This window comes from Bacillus sp. MUM 116 (assembly GCF_001866655.1).
GTDB lineage: Bacteria > Bacillota > Bacilli > Bacillales > Cytobacillaceae > Neobacillus.
In genome coordinates, this window is record NZ_MLYR01000001.1 from 1 (window position 1) to 20,076 (window position 20,076).

The 20,076-nt window shown below is 37.7% G+C and carries 23 protein-coding genes and 2 pseudogenes; 9 read left to right on the plus strand and 16 right to left on the minus strand.

The window, feature by feature from the left end; translation table 11 throughout:
- The first annotated feature begins 547 nt into the window (after nt 1–547).
- The gene (locus BIV60_RS00005; protein WP_071353700.1) at nt 548–730 is read left to right on the plus strand and encodes a hypothetical protein; all 183 of its coding nucleotides are present in this window, start codon (nt 548–550) and stop codon (nt 728–730) included.
- 138 nt (nt 731–868) lie between these two features.
- Nucleotides 869–1,078, plus strand: coding sequence for a hypothetical protein (locus BIV60_RS00010; RefSeq protein ID WP_071353701.1), 210 nt, complete (start codon nt 869–871; stop codon nt 1,076–1,078).
- 710 nt (nt 1,079–1,788) lie between these two features.
- On the opposite strand, the pseudogene trhA reads toward BIV60_RS00010, so the two are convergent.
- The 5 genes and pseudogenes from trhA to BIV60_RS29365 all read right to left on the minus strand — a co-directional run bounded on the left by trhA (nt 1,789) and on the right by BIV60_RS29365 (nt 4,285).
- Nucleotides 1,789–2,418, minus strand: a pseudogene (gene trhA, locus BIV60_RS00015) (PAQR family membrane homeostasis protein TrhA).
- A gap of 65 nt (nt 2,419–2,483) precedes the next feature.
- Nucleotides 2,484–2,960, minus strand: a complete 477-nt coding sequence (locus BIV60_RS00020) for a CarD family transcriptional regulator (protein WP_071353702.1) — start codon at nt 2,958–2,960, stop codon at nt 2,484–2,486.
- Nucleotides 2,961–3,384: 424 nt separating this feature from the next.
- Nucleotides 3,385–3,585 carry a cold-shock protein gene (locus BIV60_RS00025; protein WP_071353703.1) on the minus strand — a complete coding sequence of 67 codons (201 nt, stop codon included), beginning with the start codon at nt 3,583–3,585 and terminating at the stop codon, nt 3,385–3,387.
- Nucleotides 3,586–3,780: 195 nt separating this feature from the next.
- Complete coding sequence (locus tag BIV60_RS00030) at nt 3,781–4,044, minus strand: CPCC family cysteine-rich protein (RefSeq protein ID WP_071353704.1); 264 nt, start codon at nt 4,042–4,044, stop codon at nt 3,781–3,783.
- A gap of 94 nt (nt 4,045–4,138) precedes the next feature.
- Nucleotides 4,139–4,285, minus strand: coding sequence for a hypothetical protein (locus tag BIV60_RS29365; RefSeq protein WP_177177187.1), 147 nt, complete (start codon nt 4,283–4,285; stop codon nt 4,139–4,141).
- Nucleotides 4,286–4,448: 163 nt separating this feature from the next.
- Between BIV60_RS29365 and BIV60_RS00035 the strand changes: the two are divergent.
- A pseudogene (locus BIV60_RS00035) lies at nt 4,449–5,039 on the plus strand (amidohydrolase family protein); the annotation flags it as partial.
- A gap of 421 nt (nt 5,040–5,460) precedes the next feature.
- On the opposite strand, the gene BIV60_RS00040 reads toward BIV60_RS00035, so the two are convergent.
- On the minus strand, nt 5,461–6,564 hold the full coding sequence (locus BIV60_RS00040) for a DUF1835 domain-containing protein (RefSeq protein ID WP_071353705.1): 1,104 nt from the start codon (nt 6,562–6,564) through the stop codon (nt 5,461–5,463).
- A gap of 162 nt (nt 6,565–6,726) precedes the next feature.
- Here BIV60_RS00040 and BIV60_RS00045 point away from each other — a divergent pair, with 162 nt between their 5' ends.
- Nucleotides 6,727–7,938 carry a CynX/NimT family MFS transporter gene (locus BIV60_RS00045; protein WP_071353706.1) on the plus strand — a complete coding sequence of 404 codons (1,212 nt, stop codon included), beginning with the start codon at nt 6,727–6,729 and terminating at the stop codon, nt 7,936–7,938.
- Nucleotides 7,939–8,045: 107 nt separating this feature from the next.
- On the opposite strand, the gene BIV60_RS00050 is transcribed toward BIV60_RS00045, so the two are convergent.
- From BIV60_RS00050 to BIV60_RS00060, 3 genes are all read right to left on the minus strand, one after another.
- Complete coding sequence (locus BIV60_RS00050; RefSeq protein ID WP_071353707.1) at nt 8,046–8,270, minus strand: hypothetical protein; 225 nt, start codon at nt 8,268–8,270, stop codon at nt 8,046–8,048.
- A 3-nt stretch (nt 8,271–8,273) separates the two neighbouring features.
- Nucleotides 8,274–8,594, minus strand: coding sequence for a YbjQ family protein (locus BIV60_RS00055; protein WP_071353708.1), 321 nt, complete (start codon nt 8,592–8,594; stop codon nt 8,274–8,276).
- A 359-nt stretch (nt 8,595–8,953) separates the two neighbouring features.
- Entirely contained in the window at nt 8,954–9,436 is a 483-nt protein-coding gene (locus BIV60_RS00060) for a GNAT family N-acetyltransferase (RefSeq protein WP_256218249.1), read from the minus strand.
- Nucleotides 9,437–10,000: 564 nt separating this feature from the next.
- Here BIV60_RS00060 and BIV60_RS00065 point away from each other — a divergent pair.
- On the plus strand, nt 10,001–10,399 hold the full coding sequence (locus BIV60_RS00065) for a (deoxy)nucleoside triphosphate pyrophosphohydrolase (RefSeq protein ID WP_071353710.1): 399 nt from the start codon (nt 10,001–10,003) through the stop codon (nt 10,397–10,399).
- Between the two features lie 134 nt (nt 10,400–10,533).
- Here BIV60_RS00065 and BIV60_RS27990 read toward each other — a convergent pair whose 3' ends face one another.
- Complete coding sequence (locus BIV60_RS27990) at nt 10,534–10,716, minus strand: DUF1272 domain-containing protein (RefSeq protein ID WP_083402024.1); 183 nt, start codon at nt 10,714–10,716, stop codon at nt 10,534–10,536.
- A 3-nt stretch (nt 10,717–10,719) separates the two neighbouring features.
- Nucleotides 10,720–11,688 (minus strand): threonine ammonia-lyase, encoded by a 969-nt coding sequence (locus BIV60_RS00070; RefSeq protein ID WP_071353711.1) that lies wholly within the window; start codon nt 11,686–11,688, stop codon nt 10,720–10,722.
- 177 nt (nt 11,689–11,865) lie between these two features.
- Here BIV60_RS00070 and BIV60_RS00075 point away from each other — a divergent pair, with 177 nt between their 5' ends.
- From BIV60_RS00075 to BIV60_RS00085, 4 genes are all read left to right on the plus strand, one after another.
- On the plus strand, nt 11,866–12,732 hold the full coding sequence (locus BIV60_RS00075; protein ID WP_071353712.1) for a LysR family transcriptional regulator: 867 nt from the start codon (nt 11,866–11,868) through the stop codon (nt 12,730–12,732).
- Nucleotides 12,733–12,823: 91 nt separating this feature from the next.
- Nucleotides 12,824–13,270, plus strand: a complete 447-nt coding sequence (locus BIV60_RS00080; RefSeq protein WP_071353713.1) for a VOC family protein — start codon at nt 12,824–12,826, stop codon at nt 13,268–13,270.
- A gap of 316 nt (nt 13,271–13,586) precedes the next feature.
- The gene (locus BIV60_RS29370; RefSeq protein WP_177177188.1) at nt 13,587–13,742 is read left to right on the plus strand and encodes a hypothetical protein; all 156 of its coding nucleotides are present in this window, start codon (nt 13,587–13,589) and stop codon (nt 13,740–13,742) included.
- A 63-nt stretch (nt 13,743–13,805) separates the two neighbouring features.
- Nucleotides 13,806–14,753, plus strand: coding sequence for a PD-(D/E)XK nuclease family protein (locus BIV60_RS00085; protein WP_071353714.1), 948 nt, complete (start codon nt 13,806–13,808; stop codon nt 14,751–14,753).
- A 64-nt stretch (nt 14,754–14,817) separates the two neighbouring features.
- Here BIV60_RS00085 and BIV60_RS00090 read toward each other — a convergent pair whose 3' ends face one another.
- From BIV60_RS00090 to BIV60_RS00110, 5 genes are all read right to left on the minus strand, one after another.
- The gene (locus BIV60_RS00090) at nt 14,818–15,459 is read right to left on the minus strand and encodes a hypothetical protein (protein WP_071353715.1); all 642 of its coding nucleotides are present in this window, start codon (nt 15,457–15,459) and stop codon (nt 14,818–14,820) included.
- A 161-nt stretch (nt 15,460–15,620) separates the two neighbouring features.
- Entirely contained in the window at nt 15,621–17,105 is a 1,485-nt protein-coding gene (locus BIV60_RS00095) for a sodium:solute symporter family protein (protein WP_071353716.1), read from the minus strand.
- A complete protein-coding gene (locus BIV60_RS00100) occupies nt 17,102–17,302 on the minus strand; it encodes a DUF3311 domain-containing protein (RefSeq protein ID WP_071353717.1) in 201 nt (66 codons plus the stop codon). Before BIV60_RS00100 ends, BIV60_RS00095 begins: the two co-directional genes overlap by 4 nt.
- 12 nt (nt 17,303–17,314) lie before the next feature.
- Nucleotides 17,315–18,493, minus strand: a complete 1,179-nt coding sequence (locus BIV60_RS00105) for a M20 family metallopeptidase (RefSeq protein WP_305728399.1) — start codon at nt 18,491–18,493, stop codon at nt 17,315–17,317.
- Nucleotides 18,494–18,670: 177 nt separating this feature from the next.
- Nucleotides 18,671–19,969, minus strand: a complete 1,299-nt coding sequence (locus BIV60_RS00110) for a helix-turn-helix domain-containing protein (RefSeq protein ID WP_071353718.1) — start codon at nt 19,967–19,969, stop codon at nt 18,671–18,673.
- Nucleotides 19,970–20,076 lie beyond the last annotated feature (107 nt).

Consider the following 20,076-nt stretch of genomic DNA (forward strand, 5'->3'; position numbering starts at 1 on the left):
AAAAGTGACAGGAATATCATTATATCACATTCCTTATATTCTATCAATCATTATTTTTTCAATTATGATTGACTTCCGCGCTCCTTTTTAAAAGCGACTCTAATATAATATCACGTTGTGCATGATAAAACAAGAGAAAGTTTTTTCTAATTATTTGCTTATCCACTCTTTTAAAGAGCAACTTTGTTATTGTAACACCGTCGGTGTTCACTTGCAACAGATTTTTTTATTCTACAATAATCATTTGTACATCGTTCACATCGTTTTCCGATTTGAATTTAATCGCTCCCCCCATCATTGATCCATTAACGGGGTACCGTCAGGAAAACGCGGATTTACAACGTTAAGCGTACAATGTCAAATACTTTTTTCAAGTTTTAAGGCAACTCAAATTTCCGTTTATACAACTATCCATGCTCTGTCCCTACCGCTGATTTTCACTTCTTTCCCCTGTATATCCAGGATTTTTAGACTGTATATGCCTAATGACTCTCAGGTCAGTATCCTGGGCATAATACAGGTTATATGCATTTGAGAGGGGGATAGTATGAGGCTAAGAAATGGAGATTTTTATACAAATGTTTTTACCAATAAGTTATATAGGTTAAATGAAGATAAAGATAGCAGTTGGTACTTGAGTTTGAGTGATGAAGAAGGTTATCACGAAACAGAAAAGATATCAGGGCGTGATATGATTAGATTGGTAGAAGGTAGGTATAAAAAAAAATAAAAAAGCTACCCCATTCCTGTCATAGTACCAGTAATCAGATTTTTTTAGTGGAAAGTAGGTAAAACATGAAACAATATAAGATGTTCCAAGGAAAAAATCTCCTTTATGTCGAATATAGTAGATAAAGGGGATTATCCAATGAATAAAGTTGAGTTATTAAAAAAATTACTAAATAGTAGTCGAGGTAATTTGTTTTCACTAGAGATTCCTACTACAAAAGAAAATGAAAAAAAGATTCAAGAATTGGTTAGAGTATTAGAAACAGAAAAAAGAATTAAATTAAGAGAATATGTACAGAGAGAATACTCAGTTTACTTACATGGAATAATTAAGTATGCATCCGAATAATCGGATGCTTTTTTAATGGAGTGATTCACCATAGGATTCTTCAAGTTATACAGTAAGCCAAGATGGGCATAGAATTTTTATGAGATTTTAGAAATTGTGAACCTTCATAACCCATAGAGCCAATAAATCCCTTGGGCATCTATTTTCTTAAATTAACCCGCTTCGTTAGTCGAATAAGAAAAAGGATCGCTGCAGCAATGCCCGTTGTTCAACTCCTGCACCCGTTAGCCATCCATGAAGCGCAAAAATCAGCGCTTCACCACAGAGAATGAAAATGGTATGGAAGGGTCAATACTGATACAGACCTTAATCCAGTCAACCAATTCATAGACTTATTCATTACGCTCTACTCTTTTTTTTAACGATTGAGCAGGGTCTTCTTAAATATTGTCATCCATTAGGCAGTTGGCAAGCCATCCCGATCCACGAGGACCCCTCCATTTACTTTTTATAACACAAAAAGAGAAATAATTTACATAAGAAAAAAACCAAAATTAGATGAAAGGGGGTTGACTAAATCATCCTAATCGAATTAACGATTTCTTTATGTTGCTATTTCATTCCTGCATATCTCTCGTGTCCTTCTATAAAGTGAACCCAGCCAAAAAGGTGTTTATGTTTTACTTCATTAAAAAAGCATCAATTTATTCGGATGCATAGTGAAATAGTTGTTTAAGCTAATCAACATCAAGGACTATCCTAAAAATCCACTAAATTAAATACAGTAATACCGCAAAGAAATGAGCTGTTGAACCGGCAATCACGAAAATGTGCCATACAACATGATGATACCTAAAACCTCTCCAAACATAAAAAACGGATCCTAATGTATAGAAAGTACCACCTGATACTAAAAGGATTATTCCTTCTGGTTGGATTGCCCGTGTAATGGGGTCCCAAACAATTACAATGAGCCAGCCCATGATGACATATAGAATTGTAGATGTTACTAAAAATTTTTTAACAAAGAAGCACTTAAGGACTGTACCAATAATCGCCAATCCCCATACCACTCCAAATAAAGTCCAACATTCCCATCCTTTTATCACTATAAACAAATAGGGGGTATAGGATCCTGCAATAAAAAAGTAAATGGCGGAATAATCAAGAATTTCAAAAATATCTTTTGCTTTACCAGGTGGAGGTGCATGTACTAGTGTAGAACAAATATATAGATGTAACATGGTTGTTCCTGAAAACTAACGATTTGCTATGCATTTCCATGAAAAGAGGATAAAGTAATTAATATAACCAATACTGTAACACTTAAGAGTGCAGCTATCCCATGGCTATTCGTATTCGCATTCTCTTCGCTTGGAGAATGTATGAGTGTTTACCAAAAAACATATTCCTTATTAAAGAACTTTAAAGTCAGAAGCATTTTTAGGTCACATTAAAAAAGCACTCATCCAACCCTTTTGTTTAACAAATCATTTGCCTGATTTTCAGTGATCCCTCTAATTATGCCCAATTCACTAATGAAAATCTTCCGTGCGCTGTCTAGCATTTGCTTTTCGCTTGAATTAAGAGCTTTCTTTTTGTGTAAGCGCATTAAATCACGTACAACTTCTGCACCCTCTTGAATATTGCCTGTTCTCAACTTTTCCGTATTAATCTTGTATCTTTCTTTCATTGAAAGAGTTGTATCCGTTTGACCATATTGAAAAACGTCCAATACTTGTTCAAGTGTAAGTACATCTGCAACTAAGCGAATGCGTGATTTTAGCACTTTGTCAATAGGAATCATTACTTGCATTCCCATAATCGGCATTTTTATCATATAATACCTATGTTTCTCACCTAGAATTTCCTTTTCTTCTATTGCTTCAATAACACCTGCTCCTTGCATTGGATAAACAATGGAATCACCCACATGAAACATCTAGAACACCTCCAAATTTTAATCCTTCTTAAGGATAACACACATGCTATTTTTTGAAAAAATTATATTATAACATCAATCAATAGTTAATATCAATATTTTTGTTGTAGGAAATTATAATTATTTTGGAACCATTAAAGAAGTATCTTCTTCAACTTAAGCCCCCTTTCAAGGATTGTACTCAACTAAGAAAAATGCTATCCATTTATTGGGTAGTATTTTCTTAGTTCAAGTGAAAAAGAACGGCTTTTCAGCAACTCTAATTAGAAGAATTAGGAGATTCCCTAATTGTATGTTACACTTTGTTTACCATTTGATTTACTGTTTTCATGTCCCCTACTCATTCGTGAGTGGGGGTTTTTTGTTTTTTAAGAAAAATAAAAAACAGACTCTAATATTAGAGCCTGTTTAATGGATTCTATAATTAAGCTTTGTGTACGTTAGATGCTTGAGGTCCACGTTGACCTTTTTCAACGTCAAAAGTCACTTCTTGACCTTCTTCTAATGTTTTGTACCCTTCGCCTTGAATCGCTGAGAAATGAACGAATACGTCTTCTCCACCTTCACGTTCGATGAATCCGAAGCCTTTTTCGCCGTTAAACCATTTTACTTTACCTTTTTCCATTTTTGTTGCCTCCTAGTGTGTAAACACACACAATGTATTACTATCCTTGCTCTCAGTGATCATCAAGACGAAAAGTTAAAACTTATAATCCTTTACACCGAACAAAAATAATTCAATATTTATAATAACATTTTTTTGTAAGTATTTGCAAGGAACCCTAATTCTTTAACTATAGCACCCGTTACTTTTAATAAGCTATAATGGTTTCCAATTAGGATCTTTCACATCATTTTCATTAGGCTTTCTTACAAACTCAATACATCTTTCCTCGCAAGCTCCAAATAAAATATAGTTCTTCTGTGCTTGCCTTAAAGATGGGATATTGGCACCACCATCATAATCAGTGTCATCATATTGAACCCCATCATCTTCCCAAAAACAGATACTGCATATATCATAAGTTCCAGGAGGTTCTTCATCTAATGTTTTATATCCGCAACAAGGACAAGAATATTTCATATTATCACCCCAATAATAGCATACCTCTTATTCAACTCTTCTGCCATTTAGTTCAAGAAAAAAGCTGCCATTTTATTAGCAGCCAGCTTCGTTATTATTCTATTTCATCTTGAACTATCTCCAAAAGAAAATCACCACAATCATCAGCAATCACTTCAAATGGTTGCTCACCCCAGTCCACTCCTAAGTAAACCGAAACAACTGCTGGTTCCTTTTCATCATTAAGATTATTAAAATCCAAACAATATACATCATCCATACTAGATAAATAATAAGAAATTTATCCGGTAAACCAGTTTCCTTTCTATCAGTCAAAGTATACCAAATTGTGTCTGGAACGGAAGAATTTTCAAAGTCATCTTGAAGAACGCCATATATTTCTTGCGAACCGAAATTCCCTGCCCCGCGATGCGTTTGCTTTACACGATTTTGGCCTTTTACGAGAAAAGTCTGTTATGGCGCATTGCAATTTCTTAAGTGATGATGATGCGGATTTATTTGTGGAAACAGGCACTGCGGTTTGCCATTGCCCTATTTCCAATGCCTATTTTGCGAACAGCGTCATTCCGATTGCTCATTTACATTCAAAAGGGGTTGAGATTGGTCTTGGGTCCGATATTTCTGGAGACTTTTCACCAAGCATTTTCGACAATTCCCGGCAGGCAGTAATATCATCGAGAATGTTGGAAGATGGTGTGAGGACAGGGCTTCCTGCAGAAGAACGCGGTGTGCCTGATTCACGGATTACGATTAACCATGCGTTCTATTTGGCTACGGCTAGCGGCGGTGAAAGTTTGAGTTTACCTATTGGCCGCATAGAAGAAAACTATGCTTGGGATGTTCAAAGCATTGATACTACATTGCCTACTGCAAAGCTGCCGATTTATGATGCCAAGGAAGATTTACATGATGATTTTCAAAAAATCATGTATTTGTCTCGGCCAGAAAACATTCGTGAGGTCTGGGTGCAAGGGGAAAGGGTTCATTCGGGATAAATGTGCTAGATTCGCGGATAAACTCCTCAGAAACGCGGATAAAGTAAAACTTTACACTTCGCAAAGTCTTTTTAGGAATAACAGTCGTTAATAACAACGAAAGCTGCTTCATTTTTCTTATTTTTTCAAAAGTAAAACCCTACTTCATGTTTATTTAATAAACGATTAACAGGTTCATAACATCTATGTCATAATCTATTAACATTATACCTCTATAGTATAGAGTAGTGGGGATAGCATGCGTGGCTATCATAGTATTAGGCGTAGGTGGAGCCGATACTTGCGAGCGGGTCGAAAAGGATTTTAAAAACTAAAATAAAAATATATGAATAAATGTATATGAAAAGAACAGGCAGACTGACCATTTCAGGTGTCAATCGCCTGTTCTTTGTTAATTCTCTCTAACATCTCATCTGATGTTTTAATTCCGCAACTTCACCCGGTAATGCCGCATTGACTTGGGAATTCCTTTTAACTCCAATGTCCCATTATAAATTAAATGCCTAATCCTATACTCTAAAAAAGAATCACTGATTACCCCATCAAGCTTGCCATAGATTTCGGCAATTATCATACCTGGCCTAATGAAATCTTTCGTTTCATGCTTGCTATGTAGTTCTTCTATCGTATTAATAATAATATCATCATAATAATCTTCCGCGACGCTTACAATTCTCCCATTTTCCCATACTCGAAGAACTTCTTTAGATTGTGCCAGCTGTTCCCACTCTATTTGATAGTGGAGCCGCTCGTCACAAGATAACGGTTTCGCCATTTTATTTTCATTAAATAGAACACTTAATTGATCTGGATGAAGCCAAGCCGAATGGGTTACAGATTGTTCTTCACCTTGAAAATGGTCAACCGCATTGATAAGAATAATATCGTTTTCTTTATTACGTAAAAGGTACAATATAAACCAAAGCCCCGTTTGCTCGTCAGCATTATTTGCAGTCCAAAGATAAATAGGAACTTCCCTCTGTATATCCTCTATTTCTAATAGCGTTTTGTTAAAATTGTTTTCTAGTACATAATCATCCATTTCAAAATTGATATTTTCATTTAACCACTCAAAACGATGGTCCTGTCCTTTTTGACAATCAAGGTTCCACACGGGGCCGATTGAAAAAAATCCTTGGAAACTGATTACCTTCCTAGGTCTGTCCAAACCCACTCTTAATGCACCCGCTGTAGATTCGGAAGAAACCAGATGAATTGAACCGCTTTGGATAGATTGCTGCAATTTTCGTTGTTTCTGAATGAGCTCATTAATTTTTCCAACCATGATATTTAATGGGTCCTGTTGAATAGAATAACCACGTTCAACTAGTGGTGTACATGTTTCATGATTAAAGGCTTCAAATTCAACTGGGCGATTAAGCTCATATGTTTCCCATTCACCACACTCCGATAGCTCCGACATTGTAACATAATCATCCGTTAAAATTTTATAAACAAAGACAATATGAGGTTCATTGAAAAAATAGATAAATGGATAATTTTCTTTTATTACCACGACATCCATCCCCTCCTTACAATTATGCTTCGTTCTCTCCTTTTTAAAATCCTGCCCTATATACAAAATTCCCAAGAGTTCTTCTTCATGTAAAGCACCTGTCAATAACAACCATTTAACTTTTCATTATGATATACTTTAGAAAGTGTATTTTTAGAAAGGAGTAAATAAATGGAATTAACAAAATCAAAGGCACAGACGAAATCAAAATCGAAATCGTCTTATATATTTTTACTCGTTATCGGGATCATTCTTGTTGCTTTTAATTTGCGGCCGGCGATTACCTCCGTTGGGCCATTAATTGCCATGATTCAAAAAGATGTCGGGCTTGCCCATTGGAGCGCTGGCCTTTTAATGAGTCTGCCATTAGTCGTATTTGCAGTCATGTCACCGATTGTTCCGAAGGTAGCCAATCGATTTTCAAACGAAAAGACTTTGCTCATTGGAATGGTTTCCCTTTTAATCGGGATTAGTATTCGGGTGATCCCCGTGACGTTTTTTCTCTTCGCCGGAACCCTGTTAGCCGGGATGGGAATAGCGATTGGAAATGTGCTCTTGCCAGCTGTTGCAAAGGATAAGTTTCCGGAAAAATTCGGACTGATGACAAGTGTTTATTCCACTTCCATGGGTTTCGTTGCATCATTAGCATCCGGAGTAAGTGTCCCATTGGCAACAGGATTAAACCTTGGCTGGCAGGGAGCTTTAATTGTTTGGGGAATTCCATCGGTTGTGGCCATCTTGGTTTGGAGCTTTCTTGCCCGATTAAATCAGAGAAGTCAGAATACCGTTAGAAAAGTAACCCCAAGTTCAAATCAAATCTGGCGTTCAAAACTCGCCTGGCAAATTGCCATTTTTATGGGATTTCAATCCTTCTTATTTTATGTAACGATTTCTTGGCTGCCTGAGATCCTGCATAGTCACGGCATAAGTGTGGAAACAGCAGGCTGGCTTTTGTCATTTACCCAAATCGTGGGATTACCGTCCAGTTTCTTTATCCCTGTTATGGCAGGACGGTTTCGTTCACAAGTTGGGATTTCCTTCGGGTTAAGTCTTTGTGCTTTAGGAGGATTTACAGGATTGCTCTTAGGCTCATCCTATCCCATTTTAATCATCAGTATCATTCTAATCGGTATTGCCTTGGGAGGATGTTTTCCATTAGCCCTTAGCTATATTGGGCTTCGTGCCCGGAGTGCCGCTCAAGCCGCTGATTTATCGGGGATGGCACAATCAACCGGCTATATTTTGGCCGCAATCGGACCATTATTTATTGGTTATTTATTTGACCAGACCCATATGTGGACCATTCCATTGATTACTCTTATCATCGTTTCGATCATTCAAATGATTTTTGGAATGCTATCAGGCCGTAATCGGTATGTATAAGGGCAAATCTTATTATAAGTAAATTTTTATAAAAAAAATGTAAAAGGTATCTCCTTTTTATTTGGGGATACCTTTTAATCATTATAAATTGAAACTGGTCCCTTACCTCATTCTTCTTTATAAAATCGCTCACCGGTTTCCGGGTTAAAGTAAACAACTAATCTTTTATTTGTGGTTGGATCAATCGAGACTTCATTTGTCCGGACGAAACCTTTAGGAACTTGTTGTCCATGCTTCGTTTTAAAGCGGCGGTCCCAGATAAACCAGGAACCGATGATTAAAATAATAAGAATGACGAGTTGGATACCGTAATAACCCAAAATCCATTTCATCGTCTATTCCTTTTCCGCAATAACAGCTGTTCCATAAGCAACAATTTCACTCATATTTTGACCGATTTCACCAGAGTCAAAACGCATCATAATAATAGCGTTTGCCCCCATCGCCTGAGCGTTTTTCACCATGCGGTCCATTGCCTGCTTTCTGGCATCTTCCAGCATTTCTGTATACTGATTAATTTCTCCACCTACGAGCCCTTTTAGAGACGCAACGATATCCTTACCAATCCCTCTTGCCCTTACGGTTAAGCCAAATACCGGACCTACTACTTCTGTAATTCTATGATTCGCAATATTTTCGGTTGTTACGATGACCATATGAAATCCGCTCCCTTATTAAAATTAGTCCTACAAGATTATTTTACTTTGCTAAGTATAGAAAATGCCATTACTTTTACAATGTCTTGGTAAATTTATCCTAAACGAGGAAAGTTACCCCATTATTTATAGGCAAAAGGCTTGTTAAATATTAGAAATTATTTCCTTATAATGAAGTTAGGAAAATAATATCCTTCTTAGTGAATATGGATGGAGAAATTTTATGGATAATGAGATCTCAAAATAGTTCTTGTAACTAAGGGTATTAGCTATAATCCCTATAATCTCCCTCCTGTTAAAGATCCTTATATATATCATGGAGAACGGCGCTTGTAATCTCTTTATTCTTAAGGAAAAATCTAATCAATTTTTTTAATACAAGATAAATCCTTCTCAAACATCACCATATCCAATGCTCTTATCCCATTTTCATAAATGGGGGTGGGATACTTTTTAAAGAAATCCTTTTTTATTTCAACCATTCTAAACCCAACTTTTTGATAAAAAGCAATGTTGGCTATACTGGAATTGGCGGTTCCGACTAACATTTTCTTCATTCCCTTTGATCGGTATTTTTTAATAGCCTCCATAACAACTTGTTTACCAATCCCGCTTCCTCGGAATTCTTCAACGATCGCAATATTCTTAAGTTCGACCATATCATTTGCATGAAATATAAATAAGGTAACCCCAACAGGAATTCCATCCCAGCAAATTACGAACATCTCACCATCATAAATATACTCCTTAACCGCCTCTTCGCTCTCATCAGCTAAAATAAGATAATCGAAATATAGGATTCTTTTTTCTTGTCCAACTGGCTCTAGTGCAACACTTTTCATGGGTTCCTCCATATAAGCAGATTTACTCTTCCTCATTTATCTATAAAATTGACTACTTAAAATCAATTGACGGACATTAATTAGCAGAGACCATTCCCTCTGTTCCTTGTTATTAATTTTAAAATTTCTTGATCTATCCTTCCACTTTTCTGATCCATCCATTTGTTTATCAACTCCCCAATATCTATATACAGATAAAAGCTAAAAAGAGACAGGGTCAAAAAAGATTTTTTTGAAAAAGCTCTTTCTTCAAAGCTTTGTTGTTGTTTGCATTAATATCTTAAAAATTTTCGAGAACAGCAGAGTTTTTTCTCTGTTGTAATCTATGAAGTAATCTATGTAGTAATCTCTGGTATTGCTTGTATCATACCGAACTCCTCTATTGCTCATCCACAAACGATGCGCAGCCCATATTGAGCTTAGGATTGGTTCATTTTTCACCTTAAAAGACAGAGTGGTCTATCCATCTACTCAAATTGGCTTGTTGCAGTTGCTCACAGGCCTTTCACTCTTCCTATTTAAGAATGGTATCATAATAATTGAAAAATGATTTGGAGGGTTAGAATGAAAAAACTAGTAAAAGTCGTTGCCGCTATTATTGAAAATGAGCAGGGTGAAATCTTATGTGCTCTTCGTTCCCCCGAAATGTCCACCCCCAATATGTGGGAGCTTCCAGGTGGGAAGGTGGAAGTAAACGAGGAAATTAGTACCGCATTAAAAAGAGAAATAGACGAGGAATTGGATTGCAGAATTGAAACAGCAAAAGAAGTTTTTAATGACAGCACCCATGAATATGAAACAATTATCGTAAATCTGCTATCGATTAAGTGCAAAGTTGTGGAGGGGTCCCCTGCACCAAGAGAGCATTCCAAACTCATTTGGCTGAAAAGAGAAAATTTAAATTCACTGAAATGGGCACCTGCTGATATTCCCGCCGTACAGCAATTGATCCATGAAAAATAGTCTTCTTGTATTCGAAGACTATTTTTCATATTAAATGCCCTTTAACTAAACGTTTAATTAGTATATGCTAATTCGGGCAAAATCCTTATTCTATAGGATTAGCTGCTTTTAACCAAACGATTGATTAGAATATCCTAATCCTTCCTAATCCTCCGCGGCCGTTTAACTAGTTCCCCGCCACAATTCGGGCAATTGCTGCTCATCTCTTCCGTACAAACTGGACAAAAGGTACATTCATAACTGCAGATATAGGCTTCACCGTCCTGCCGTAGTGATTGATTGCATTTTTCACAGATACTCTTCATTTCTAACGCCACGACTTATCCCCCTAATTGTACAAGGTTAAGAAACCTTGACCATGATACATTTTGGCCGGTAACAACAACCGCTACCTTATGCCCCTTTATCTCCGTTCCCAATTGCTTCAAAGCTGCAAACCCTGCTGCCCCTGAAGGTTCAACAATATATTGATGCTTCAACATCGATTTCATTGCATCCACAATCTCTTCATCGGTAACAGTTAGAATTCCATCAATATGTTCATGGATTATCGGAAACGTAATTGTCTCCAGCTCAATCGGCCCGCTCAGTCCTTCTGCAATCGAAGGCTGTAAATCGACCGGAACGGCTTTACCATTTTGATGCCATACAGCAAATGTTGGGCTATTCTTGGGTTGAACACCCAAAATCTTTATCTTTGGATTTACTGACTTAAGAGCAATGCACAAACCGGCAGTGAGACCACCGCCGCCCAAACAGGTAATCACGGTATCAACATCGGTTAGATCTTTTAAAATCTCTAAACCAATCGTCCCTCCCGCTTCAATCATGCTCCGGTTATTGTAAGCCGAAAGGAAAGTATAACCAGTTTCTTTGGCAGCTTTTAAAGCCGACAACCTTGCTTCTTCAATCGAATCAAAGTAAGTAATCGAGGCACCATAGCTTTCCAGTACTTTTACTTTGCTCTCATCTGCATCAAACGGTAAATACACAAACGCGGGAACGTTTAACTGACTAGCAGAATAGGCCAATCCAATTCCATGATTGCCGGCTGATGGGGCAATCACTCCACGTTCACGCTGATTTTTTTCCATAGTTAATAGCTTATTTAAGGCTCCCCTCGCCTTAAAACTCCCGGTTATCTGGAGGTTTTCCAGCTTTAAATGAATATCTGAATCATATAAACGGCTCAGTTCCCCAGTGTATTCCAATGGCGTATGGCGGATGTAAGGTTTAATCCGCCCGTGAGCCTGGATAATATCCTGTAAGGTAATATGTTCAGAATGCATAACGGTCAGCTCCCTTGGTAATAACGTTATGAACATTCTACTCCTTTACGTAATCCCAGAGATAATACCGTTAAGTTATAGAGTCATAACCTTTCGTTATGACCCTAGTTTTCATTTAAACATTGAAATGAAATGTAATACACTATAAATACCAATACCTAACAAGGATTTGATCGAATGTTTAAACTTGCCCAACTTCATTACTTTGTTACCACAGTAGAAGCCGGTAGTGTGACCCAAGCAGCTAAAACTCTCTTTATCTCGCAGCCTGCCCTCTCAAAACAATTATCCTTACTTGAAAAAGAACTAAATTGTGAGTTGTTCCAGCGGAAAACGACGGGCATCGAGCTCACGAAGGCAGGCAAATTTTTTTATGATAAGGCCGGTGTCATCATGAGAGAGGCAGAAAGTCTGGCCAAATCTATGGAAGCTTTCTCCCAGAAAGACAAAATAAAAATTGGGGCACTTCCCAGTATCGGAAGCTATTTTCTGCCTAGCGTCATCAGTAAAATCGGTCCTTCCTTTAAGGTGGAGTTAACTATTAAAGGCACTACACAGGAATTAATTGACCTATTGGAATCCGATGTTATCGATTTTGCCTATGTTCAAGACACTAGTAATCTTAAAAGTAATATAAAGTGTAAGACACTATTCTCGGAGCCATACGATGCTATCCTCCCTCTATCACAGACCAATGAATCAACTATTACTCTGGCAGATTTTCTACAGCAGAACTTGATTCTACAAAAACAACCGTGTGATATCCGCGTATACTTTGAGAAATATTGCAGTCAACAGAACTTGAATCCTAATGTATCCATTGATCTGGAAGCCAATGAATCCATTATCCCTTTTGTCAGCAAAGGAATTGGTTCATCTATCTTACCAAGGATGGTGACCAGCCAAGTCCAAGACCATTCAACTAAAATCGTTCTGCTTGAAGAGGAGAAACTAAAAAGGCGTGTGGATTTTTTATATAAGCCGATGTTAAAAGAGATTGCGTTGGTACTGATAGCTTACTCGCTTGAATCTTACAGCATTTAACTAAATGAATCCGTTAGTAAATACCAATTATTCCAACTACTATTATAATATTTTCTCCTAAAAAAACACGAATTAAAAGAGGGATAATGAAATGATAAAAGGTTTATATGAAGCTCATTTACCTGTTAGTAATTTACAACAATCAATTGATTTTTATCAAACATTAGGTCTAAAACTTTATAAAAGATATGATAATGTTGCTTTCTTTTGGATTGAGGAAGGGAAAAGTTGGATTGGATTATGGGAAGGTCCAGAATCAAAAATTCCTTATCATGTATCGTTGAGACATATAGCATTTTATGTTGATTTAGAAGATATAAAGCAAGCCAAGAATTGGTTAGAGGAACGCGGAATTAAGGTAAAGGCGGAATTTGGTATAGAACCAAAAGAACCTACTGTTGTTCCTAACCAGGCTCACGCAATGATTTACTTTGATGACCCCGATGGGAATAGTTTAGAGTTTATTACAAAATTACCGAAAGAAATTGACCAATCGCAAAAAATATATTTAAGTGAGTGGGAGAAGTTCTATTCATAACTCTCTTCAACTACTATTGATTAAATAATCCTTTTTTCATATGGAAAATATTTAAATTGAACCATATTCAAACTAAATTATAATTTCAATTTTTGATACTAGCGAATTTTTATAAAAAAGCCGACAACCCAGAAAAACTCCTATGTTATTATTAGATATATTATTTAATAAGGTAAAAATAAAATAGGAAAAACAAGAAAAAGAAATCAAAACGCAAACAAAAGGAAGCTTCGGCAGTGTAGAATTCACTGCTCTAAATGTAATCACAGGTTTGAAGCCCCTTGGGAAACCATCTGGGATATCCAGGAGCTCACTCATGGATATGTGGGCGATCATTTGTACAGTACATATATTAGCTGCGAAAAATGCGGTGAAATTTGTACAGGTGAAGAAAATGAGGAAGTACACAAGCCCATTGGATCCATCACCGATGATGACCTACCATTCTAAATCTATCAGGCAGTATTGGTAATCATTTAACACTCCATGACGGCATCATGTTGGATACATCACTTTATAGGAGGAGGAACTATCCATGTACGTTCACCGTGACTTTCCTGAATTTTCATGGTCTAATTCACGGCATAAAACATTCCTGGAATGTTCGCGAAAATATTTCCACCAATACTATGAATCACATAATGGCTGGTTATATGAAGCGCCGGAAGAAAATAAGTCCGCATACCGGCTTAAAAATATCAAAAACCTTCCCATCCTCTTGGGAGATTTAATCCACAAAGCGATTGATTGGCAGCTTAAAAATTTCCTTAATGGCAAAAGCCTGTTTACGGAAGATGAAATGACCGTTTTGGTCACGCGAAGTCTAAATAAAGCCTACCTGGATTCAACCAAGCATCGACAACACTGGTTCCATAAGCCAAAAAGGTACCAAATGCTCAACGAAATCTATTATGGAAACGGGCTTAGCAAAGATGCCATTGCCGCTACAAAAATGAAGCTCGAGCTGTGCGTGAAAAACTTTTTTACCAGCAAGACCTACCAGGATATTCTGACAAAACTGGAGATGCAGGTGCTGCATTCGGAGGATTTTCAAACATTTGAGGCCAATGGTGTCGAGGTGTTCGTTGTATTGGACTTTGTTTACAAAGATGTAAGTCAGGAAAAATGGATTGTCGTTGACTGGAAAACAGGGAAAGAATCCGAGGATGACCGTAAACAGCTCGCCTTTTATGCTCTTTTTCTATCAAAACAACACAATATCCCGATTGAGGATATCATCCTTCGCAATGAATATTTGCTTTCGGGCAAATGCCAGGAATATAAATTAACCGAGTTTGAAATCGAGTCTGCTCAAGAATTAATGAATGATAGTATCTATCATATGTTGAAATACCTTGAAGACCCTGTGAAAAATAAGCCGCTAAGTATTGAGCAGTTTGGAATGAACCCTTCGAAAAAGTGTCAGAACTGTAATTTTAGGGAGAAATGTTTGGTTACTCATAATTCAATTGAAAAAGCCTAAACCAGATGGAACAAATTCCTCCATGGTTCAGGCTTTTTTGTTATGTAAAATAAAGATTTGTTTTTTATCCTGGAATAATGATCTCCACTTTCCCTTCCTGATTGATAATTTCAACCGCCTCGTCCGCAAACAAATAAGGAGTATCAAATCGATCCTGTTTCTTGATTTCCAAATAACTATTATTAGTAGTCAGAACAGGAAAAACCGCGTTCGTTTTCTTGAATAGATTTTGAGTAACCTCAATTTCCGCCATTAAAATAATTTGTTTATTGGAAACAGAGAAAAATAGTTTACCAATTTCACTTTCGTTTTCATCCAAGATTTTGATCTGCTGGAGGATGGAAATCAGGCAGGTGACAAAGTCGTTTACATTCTCGATAGCTAAACCAGGTAACTGGACCTCCGCAAAAGCTTTATTCAGTCCGGTTTTGATTTCCTTAAAGGAAAACACATCTTCGATTCGGATCGCTGCTTTTGTTTTTCCGATATTTTCAAACTTCTTTCTTGTTTCAAAAAGGTATTCCTTGATATGGCCGGTATAATGCTCCCGCTGCACAGCCAAATCTGTCACTTCCTGAATCCAGCGAATCTCTTTACTGCGGTTTCGGATCAATAACAAAAACGCATATACATCCTTTTCATCAAATGTATGATTGACTAGCTTCTCATAATAATAGTTCAATAACAATTGTTCTTTTTTATCCATTGGTTTGCTCCTAGAAGAATTATTTCTATCCTATTGTAAACTTATCCTTTTAAAAGGACAAACCTTCTAATGAACTAGATAAATAGGAAAAACTGAGAAAGAGTTGGGGGACGATTATTTAAGGAATCCCCCAAAGAAATTAATCTTAAGAACCTATTCCTTTACTGCACTGGTTCCAACACATCGTTTTTTAGATGGGCAGAAGCTGCTTTTTTTGTTATCAGACTAACAATCACTAGAACTACGACATTCACAAATAAGGCGATGATTCCGTCGTTCAAGTCTTTAATGGCTTGAGGGAGATGCGGGAATAGCTCACCAATTTTTATATTCCCTAAGTCCATAAAAGACACTAATATACCGCCTATGATAATTCCAGCAAACGCCCCCTGTTTCGTCACATAATTCTTTTTCATCAAGCTGGCAAAAAACGCAGGTGCGAGTTGGGTAATAAAATTGTAAGCAATGATAGCGATACTAAAAAGGCTATTTCCACCTTTAAAAGTCAAGTAAACGGCCACGAGAGAAATAAACGGAACAAGATACTTTACTAGCTTTGCAATCTGATTGTCCGCTGTCGCTGGAGCGAATACCTGATAGATATTTTTGGTAAACAAAGTTGAAATGGTCATCAATAGCAAAGAACTTGGTACTAAAGCAGCTAACACACCGGCTCCGCCAATCAGCCCGACAAACCATGGGTCAAATGCCTGTTTGGAAAACTTGAGTAAGATTAAATCGCCTGCACTGCCTTTTAATCCTGGCGTCTGCAAGATGGCAGCAAATCCTACAAAAAAGGCAAACAACAAAATCAATTGGTAGATGGGCATAAGGGCTGCATTTTTTCTTAATGCCTTTTCGCTGGAGGCAGCAAAAACGGGAGAAAACCCATGGGGCCACATATAGAATCCAATGGAACTTAAGATAACGGTCGAGATATACCACGATACGCTCATTCCGTGTTCCGGAAGTACAGGAAAATTTGGTTTTGCCTGATTAATCGCCTCGAACATTGGTTGAATCCCGCCGTAATAATGAAGAGGGAAATAAACTCCTAAAAATACAACAATGCCAAGAATGAGTATATCTTTTAGAATCGATGTCAGGGCCGAACCATGAATACCGGAAATCATTACAAAAATGGTTACACCAAGGGCTCCAATCCAAATGGCTGCTTTAGAAGAGATAACCCCATAGGAAGTGGCCGCCACAATATAGCCTAATCCTTTGAATTGGAGAACTAAGTAACAAGTACACGCGACAATCCCAATCACAGCAACAAGGACTCCAAGATACGGACTTTGATATTTTTTTACAAAGAAGTCAGATTGGGATACTAATCGGTGTTGCTTCGCATACCTCCATATGGCAGGAAACACAAAGTAGGAGATTACCGTAGCCAGGCAGCCGTATGTGACGATACTAAAAATAGAACCCCCGTCCCGGTAAGCAGAACCGCTTGCTCCTAAAAAGGTAAAGGTCGTATACATTTCACCGGCTGATAAAAGGAAAATCAATAGGGTTCCCATTCCGCGTCCTCCTACCGACCACTGTTCCAAGTTCATCTCCTTCCCTTTTTTTGCCCAAATTCCAATGGCAACAGAAATGACGAAAAATGACAGGATGAAAAGTACGGCAATATTCATTTCGCATCTCCCTCCCGATTAGCAGGATCAAAAATATAGATAATTCCCAGTATTGCTGTCGTTAAAAAAGACCAGAGTACAATCCAAAAGTGAAAGAACGGCATCCCTAGAACATAGGGAGTCATTCGATTTGTAAATAAAGCTCCTAAAACAAGGCCGAGAAACGGGATTACAGCAAGCCAATAAATCGATTTCATCCTCTCATCTCCCTAATATGTTTGATTTAATAGTTTCAGTGTTCCGTGAACCAATAGCTTCGTTCCATCATCTAAAGCTTGTTCGTCGATTGTAAATTTGGGGTGATGATGAGGATAAATGATCCCTTTTTCTTCATTACCGGCCCCAATGGAAACATAAGATCCCGGTACTACATTTTGATAGGCAGAAAAGTCCTCACTTGCCATCATCGGCTTGACCTGCTCCCGGCTTTCTTCTCCAAAAACTTCGCATACTGTTTCGTCTATTACTCGAGTAACTTCCTCATCATTGATAACAGGAGCATAACCGAACTGATAATTGAATTGATAGGCAGCTCCATGTGCCTCCGTAATTCCCTCGACAATGCGTTCAATAAAGTTCGGAATTTTCTCCCGCATTTCCGGGTTAAAGCTTCGAACAGACCCCCCAATTGTTACCGTGCTTGGAATTACATTAATCGCACTTCCAGCATGAAACTGGGTTACTGAAATTACTGAAGTTTCCTGGGGATCCTGATACCTTGAAACAATATGCTGAAGATTCGTTACCACTTGAGCTCCAATCGCAATCGGATCAATCGTTTGATCAGGTTGTGAGGCATGTCCTCCCTTCCCTAAAACGGTAATTTTAAACGTATCTGCCCCGGCCATCATCGGACCATAACTCAAACCAATTTTCCCTAAAGGAAGGGTAGAGACCAGATGGGCACCAAGGATTAAATCCACTCCGTCAAGGACACCTGCGTTCACCATTTCTTGGGCACCACCGGGCGGCAGTTCTTCGGCATGCTGAAATAAAAAGCGAACCTCCCCGCTTATTTGGTCCTTTAATTTTGTCAGAATCTTTGCTGCACCAAGCAGCATGGCCGTATGCCCGTCATGCCCGCAAGCATGCATGACACCTGAATTTTGTGAGACAAACGCGAAGTCATTCTCTTCTTCAATTGGAAGCGCATCCATATCTGCCCGCAGTGCAATCACTTTTCCTGGATGCTGACCAATCAACCGTGCCATCACACTGGTTTTTGTCGGACGTGAAATTTCCAAATCACCAAAAGATTGCAGTGTTTCATAAACAAATTGGGCTGTTTTTACTTCCTGAAAAGATAGCTCCGGATACCTATGTAAATGTCTCCGCCAGCTAATCACTTCCTCTTTAACCTCTAAAAATAAATCATCCATTGTTATCATTGGGAACACCTCCATAAACCTCCTTTTTGATTTTATTTTTGGTTAGTTTAAGGAAAAAATTCCTTAAATAAAGTATATAGGTTTATAAGGTGAGTTTCAATAGTTTTTCGAATTTTATGAATATGGGAATCTTTGCTAAAAAAGCCAAAATAAATAAGCACCCATTAGCATGGATGCTTATAGCAATCGATATATTTTACTTGGCCTTCCCCTTGTAGCATAGGCCTCTTGGCCAACGCATTGCGCCAACTCCACTTCACACATATCCGTTACAATCCGGCGCACATTACGCTCTGTCATCTCAAGATGTGCCGCTAAATCCTTGGTTGTAAAATCACGCCACCCCATTTTTTGAATGAGGGCAACAATTTTCTTATATGTTTTTACACTGATATTAGCTTTTTTTAATTTTTCAATAAGGATTTCATTTTGGGAACGGCTTTCAAATTGCAATTCATTGTTTTGGCCGGGCGATTCGACAATTTTTCCATCATCTTGAACCATGACAATTTCACGCTTTTTCATTTCCTTTGAATGTTGAATGGCCCGAAACGCATTGATTTCTGCAGCGTAGGCAGTTTCACCGAAACCAATTCCCACCGCAACAGTTGTTTCAGCTTCAAAAGCCAATTTTTGAATGGTTTCTTCAAGCGCTGCGATTTCTCGTTCAATGGCGCCGCGGGAGCTAAAAATCATGTATCTGCCATTTCCCTTTTCTGAAAAAGAACCATTTATTTTTTCGCCCAGTTGGATCAACATTTCTTTCAGTCTGAGCTCTAAGTATTGTAAATGATAAGGAGTCTTCATTTCCTCTGCTACCCTGTTAAAATATTCTACTTCGATGATTTCAACGCCAATCTGGGTATCTTTAAAATACGAGGTTTTTACTTTTTCGGCAAGAATTCTAAGGGTTTGACGTATCTCCATATAGGTCATTGACATTCGGTAGGCGGGAATTCCCTTTTCCCTTAACGCTTCACATACGGATGGGAAACAGGTTAAAGCTCCTTCTGTTTTTCCTTTATTCCATAAATCCAGGTGAAATTGCAACAATTCGTCGGTATCAACATCCAACTCAAACTCTTTTGTATAAACTTTTGGCTGTTTTATACTTAGCTGAGATAAAGCTTCTTCGCTTACATTGTTTACCGTCATCGTATCGATACTAAGCCTGGCAATCATTTTCCCTTGTTCATGAATCAATTCTAAAAAGGCTTTAAAAAAGCCTGATTCCGTTGCAGGAACATAGACCATGATTTTATCTGTACCCAATGTTTTTTTCGCAATTTCATAGGGGAGTGGTCCTGAAAAAAGCCATGCATGTACGTGAAAATGATGTTCTTTTACAATTTTCTCTACTTCATTTACTTCTTCATAGGGGAAAGCGATGAAGTCCAATTCCTGCATATATTCTTTAGCCAAATCTAAAATCTGTTTGATAGAAGTTTCCAGGCCGACTAATCCAATTTTAAACATTGCGTATTCCGACTTCCTTTATGATCTGTAATCAATTCCATTCCTTGTTACATTCAATTTCAAAATATACAAAAAGTACCTGCCCCAACATTATACCAGTTAGAGGC

What these genes read in the sequence shown, in the direction of transcription:
- BIV60_RS00005 (WP_071353700.1), top strand. Translation starts at nt 548, where the DNA reads ATGAGGCTAAGAAATGGAGATTTTTATACAAATGTTTTTACCAATAAG.
- BIV60_RS00010 (WP_071353701.1), top strand. Translation starts at nt 869, where the DNA reads ATGAATAAAGTTGAGTTATTAAAAAAATTACTAAATAGTAGTCGAGGT.
- BIV60_RS00020 (WP_071353702.1), bottom strand. Translation starts at nt 2,960, where the DNA reads ATGTTTCATGTGGGTGATTCCATTGTTTATCCAATGCAAGGAGCAGGT.
- BIV60_RS00025 (WP_071353703.1), bottom strand. Translation starts at nt 3,585, where the DNA reads ATGGAAAAAGGTAAAGTAAAATGGTTTAACGGCGAAAAAGGCTTCGGA.
- BIV60_RS00030 (WP_071353704.1), bottom strand. Translation starts at nt 4,044, where the DNA reads ATGAAATATTCTTGTCCTTGTTGCGGATATAAAACATTAGATGAAGAA.
- BIV60_RS00040 (WP_071353705.1), bottom strand. Translation starts at nt 6,564, where the DNA reads ATGGATGTCGTGGTAATAAAAGAAAATTATCCATTTATCTATTTTTTC.
- BIV60_RS00045 (WP_071353706.1), top strand. Translation starts at nt 6,727, where the DNA reads ATGGAATTAACAAAATCAAAGGCACAGACGAAATCAAAATCGAAATCG.
- BIV60_RS00050 (WP_071353707.1), bottom strand. Translation starts at nt 8,270, where the DNA reads ATGAAATGGATTTTGGGTTATTACGGTATCCAACTCGTCATTCTTATT.
- BIV60_RS00055 (WP_071353708.1), bottom strand. Translation starts at nt 8,594, where the DNA reads ATGGTCATCGTAACAACCGAAAATATTGCGAATCATAGAATTACAGAA.
- BIV60_RS00060 (WP_256218249.1), bottom strand. Translation starts at nt 9,436, where the DNA reads ATGAAAAGTGTTGCACTAGAGCCAGTTGGACAAGAAAAAAGAATCCTA.
- BIV60_RS00065 (WP_071353710.1), top strand. Translation starts at nt 10,001, where the DNA reads ATGAAAAAACTAGTAAAAGTCGTTGCCGCTATTATTGAAAATGAGCAG.
- BIV60_RS00070 (WP_071353711.1), bottom strand. Translation starts at nt 11,688, where the DNA reads ATGCATTCTGAACATATTACCTTACAGGATATTATCCAGGCTCACGGG.
- BIV60_RS00075 (WP_071353712.1), top strand. Translation starts at nt 11,866, where the DNA reads ATGTTTAAACTTGCCCAACTTCATTACTTTGTTACCACAGTAGAAGCC.
- BIV60_RS00080 (WP_071353713.1), top strand. Translation starts at nt 12,824, where the DNA reads ATGATAAAAGGTTTATATGAAGCTCATTTACCTGTTAGTAATTTACAA.
- BIV60_RS29370 (WP_177177188.1), top strand. Translation starts at nt 13,587, where the DNA reads ATGGATATGTGGGCGATCATTTGTACAGTACATATATTAGCTGCGAAA.
- BIV60_RS00085 (WP_071353714.1), top strand. Translation starts at nt 13,806, where the DNA reads ATGTACGTTCACCGTGACTTTCCTGAATTTTCATGGTCTAATTCACGG.
- BIV60_RS00090 (WP_071353715.1), bottom strand. Translation starts at nt 15,459, where the DNA reads ATGGATAAAAAAGAACAATTGTTATTGAACTATTATTATGAGAAGCTA.
- BIV60_RS00095 (WP_071353716.1), bottom strand. Translation starts at nt 17,105, where the DNA reads ATGAATATTGCCGTACTTTTCATCCTGTCATTTTTCGTCATTTCTGTT.
- BIV60_RS00100 (WP_071353717.1), bottom strand. Translation starts at nt 17,302, where the DNA reads ATGAAATCGATTTATTGGCTTGCTGTAATCCCGTTTCTCGGCCTTGTT.
- BIV60_RS00105 (WP_305728399.1), bottom strand. Translation starts at nt 18,493, where the DNA reads ATGATAACAATGGATGATTTATTTTTAGAGGTTAAAGAGGAAGTGATT.
- BIV60_RS00110 (WP_071353718.1), bottom strand. Translation starts at nt 19,969, where the DNA reads ATGTTTAAAATTGGATTAGTCGGCCTGGAAACTTCTATCAAACAGATT.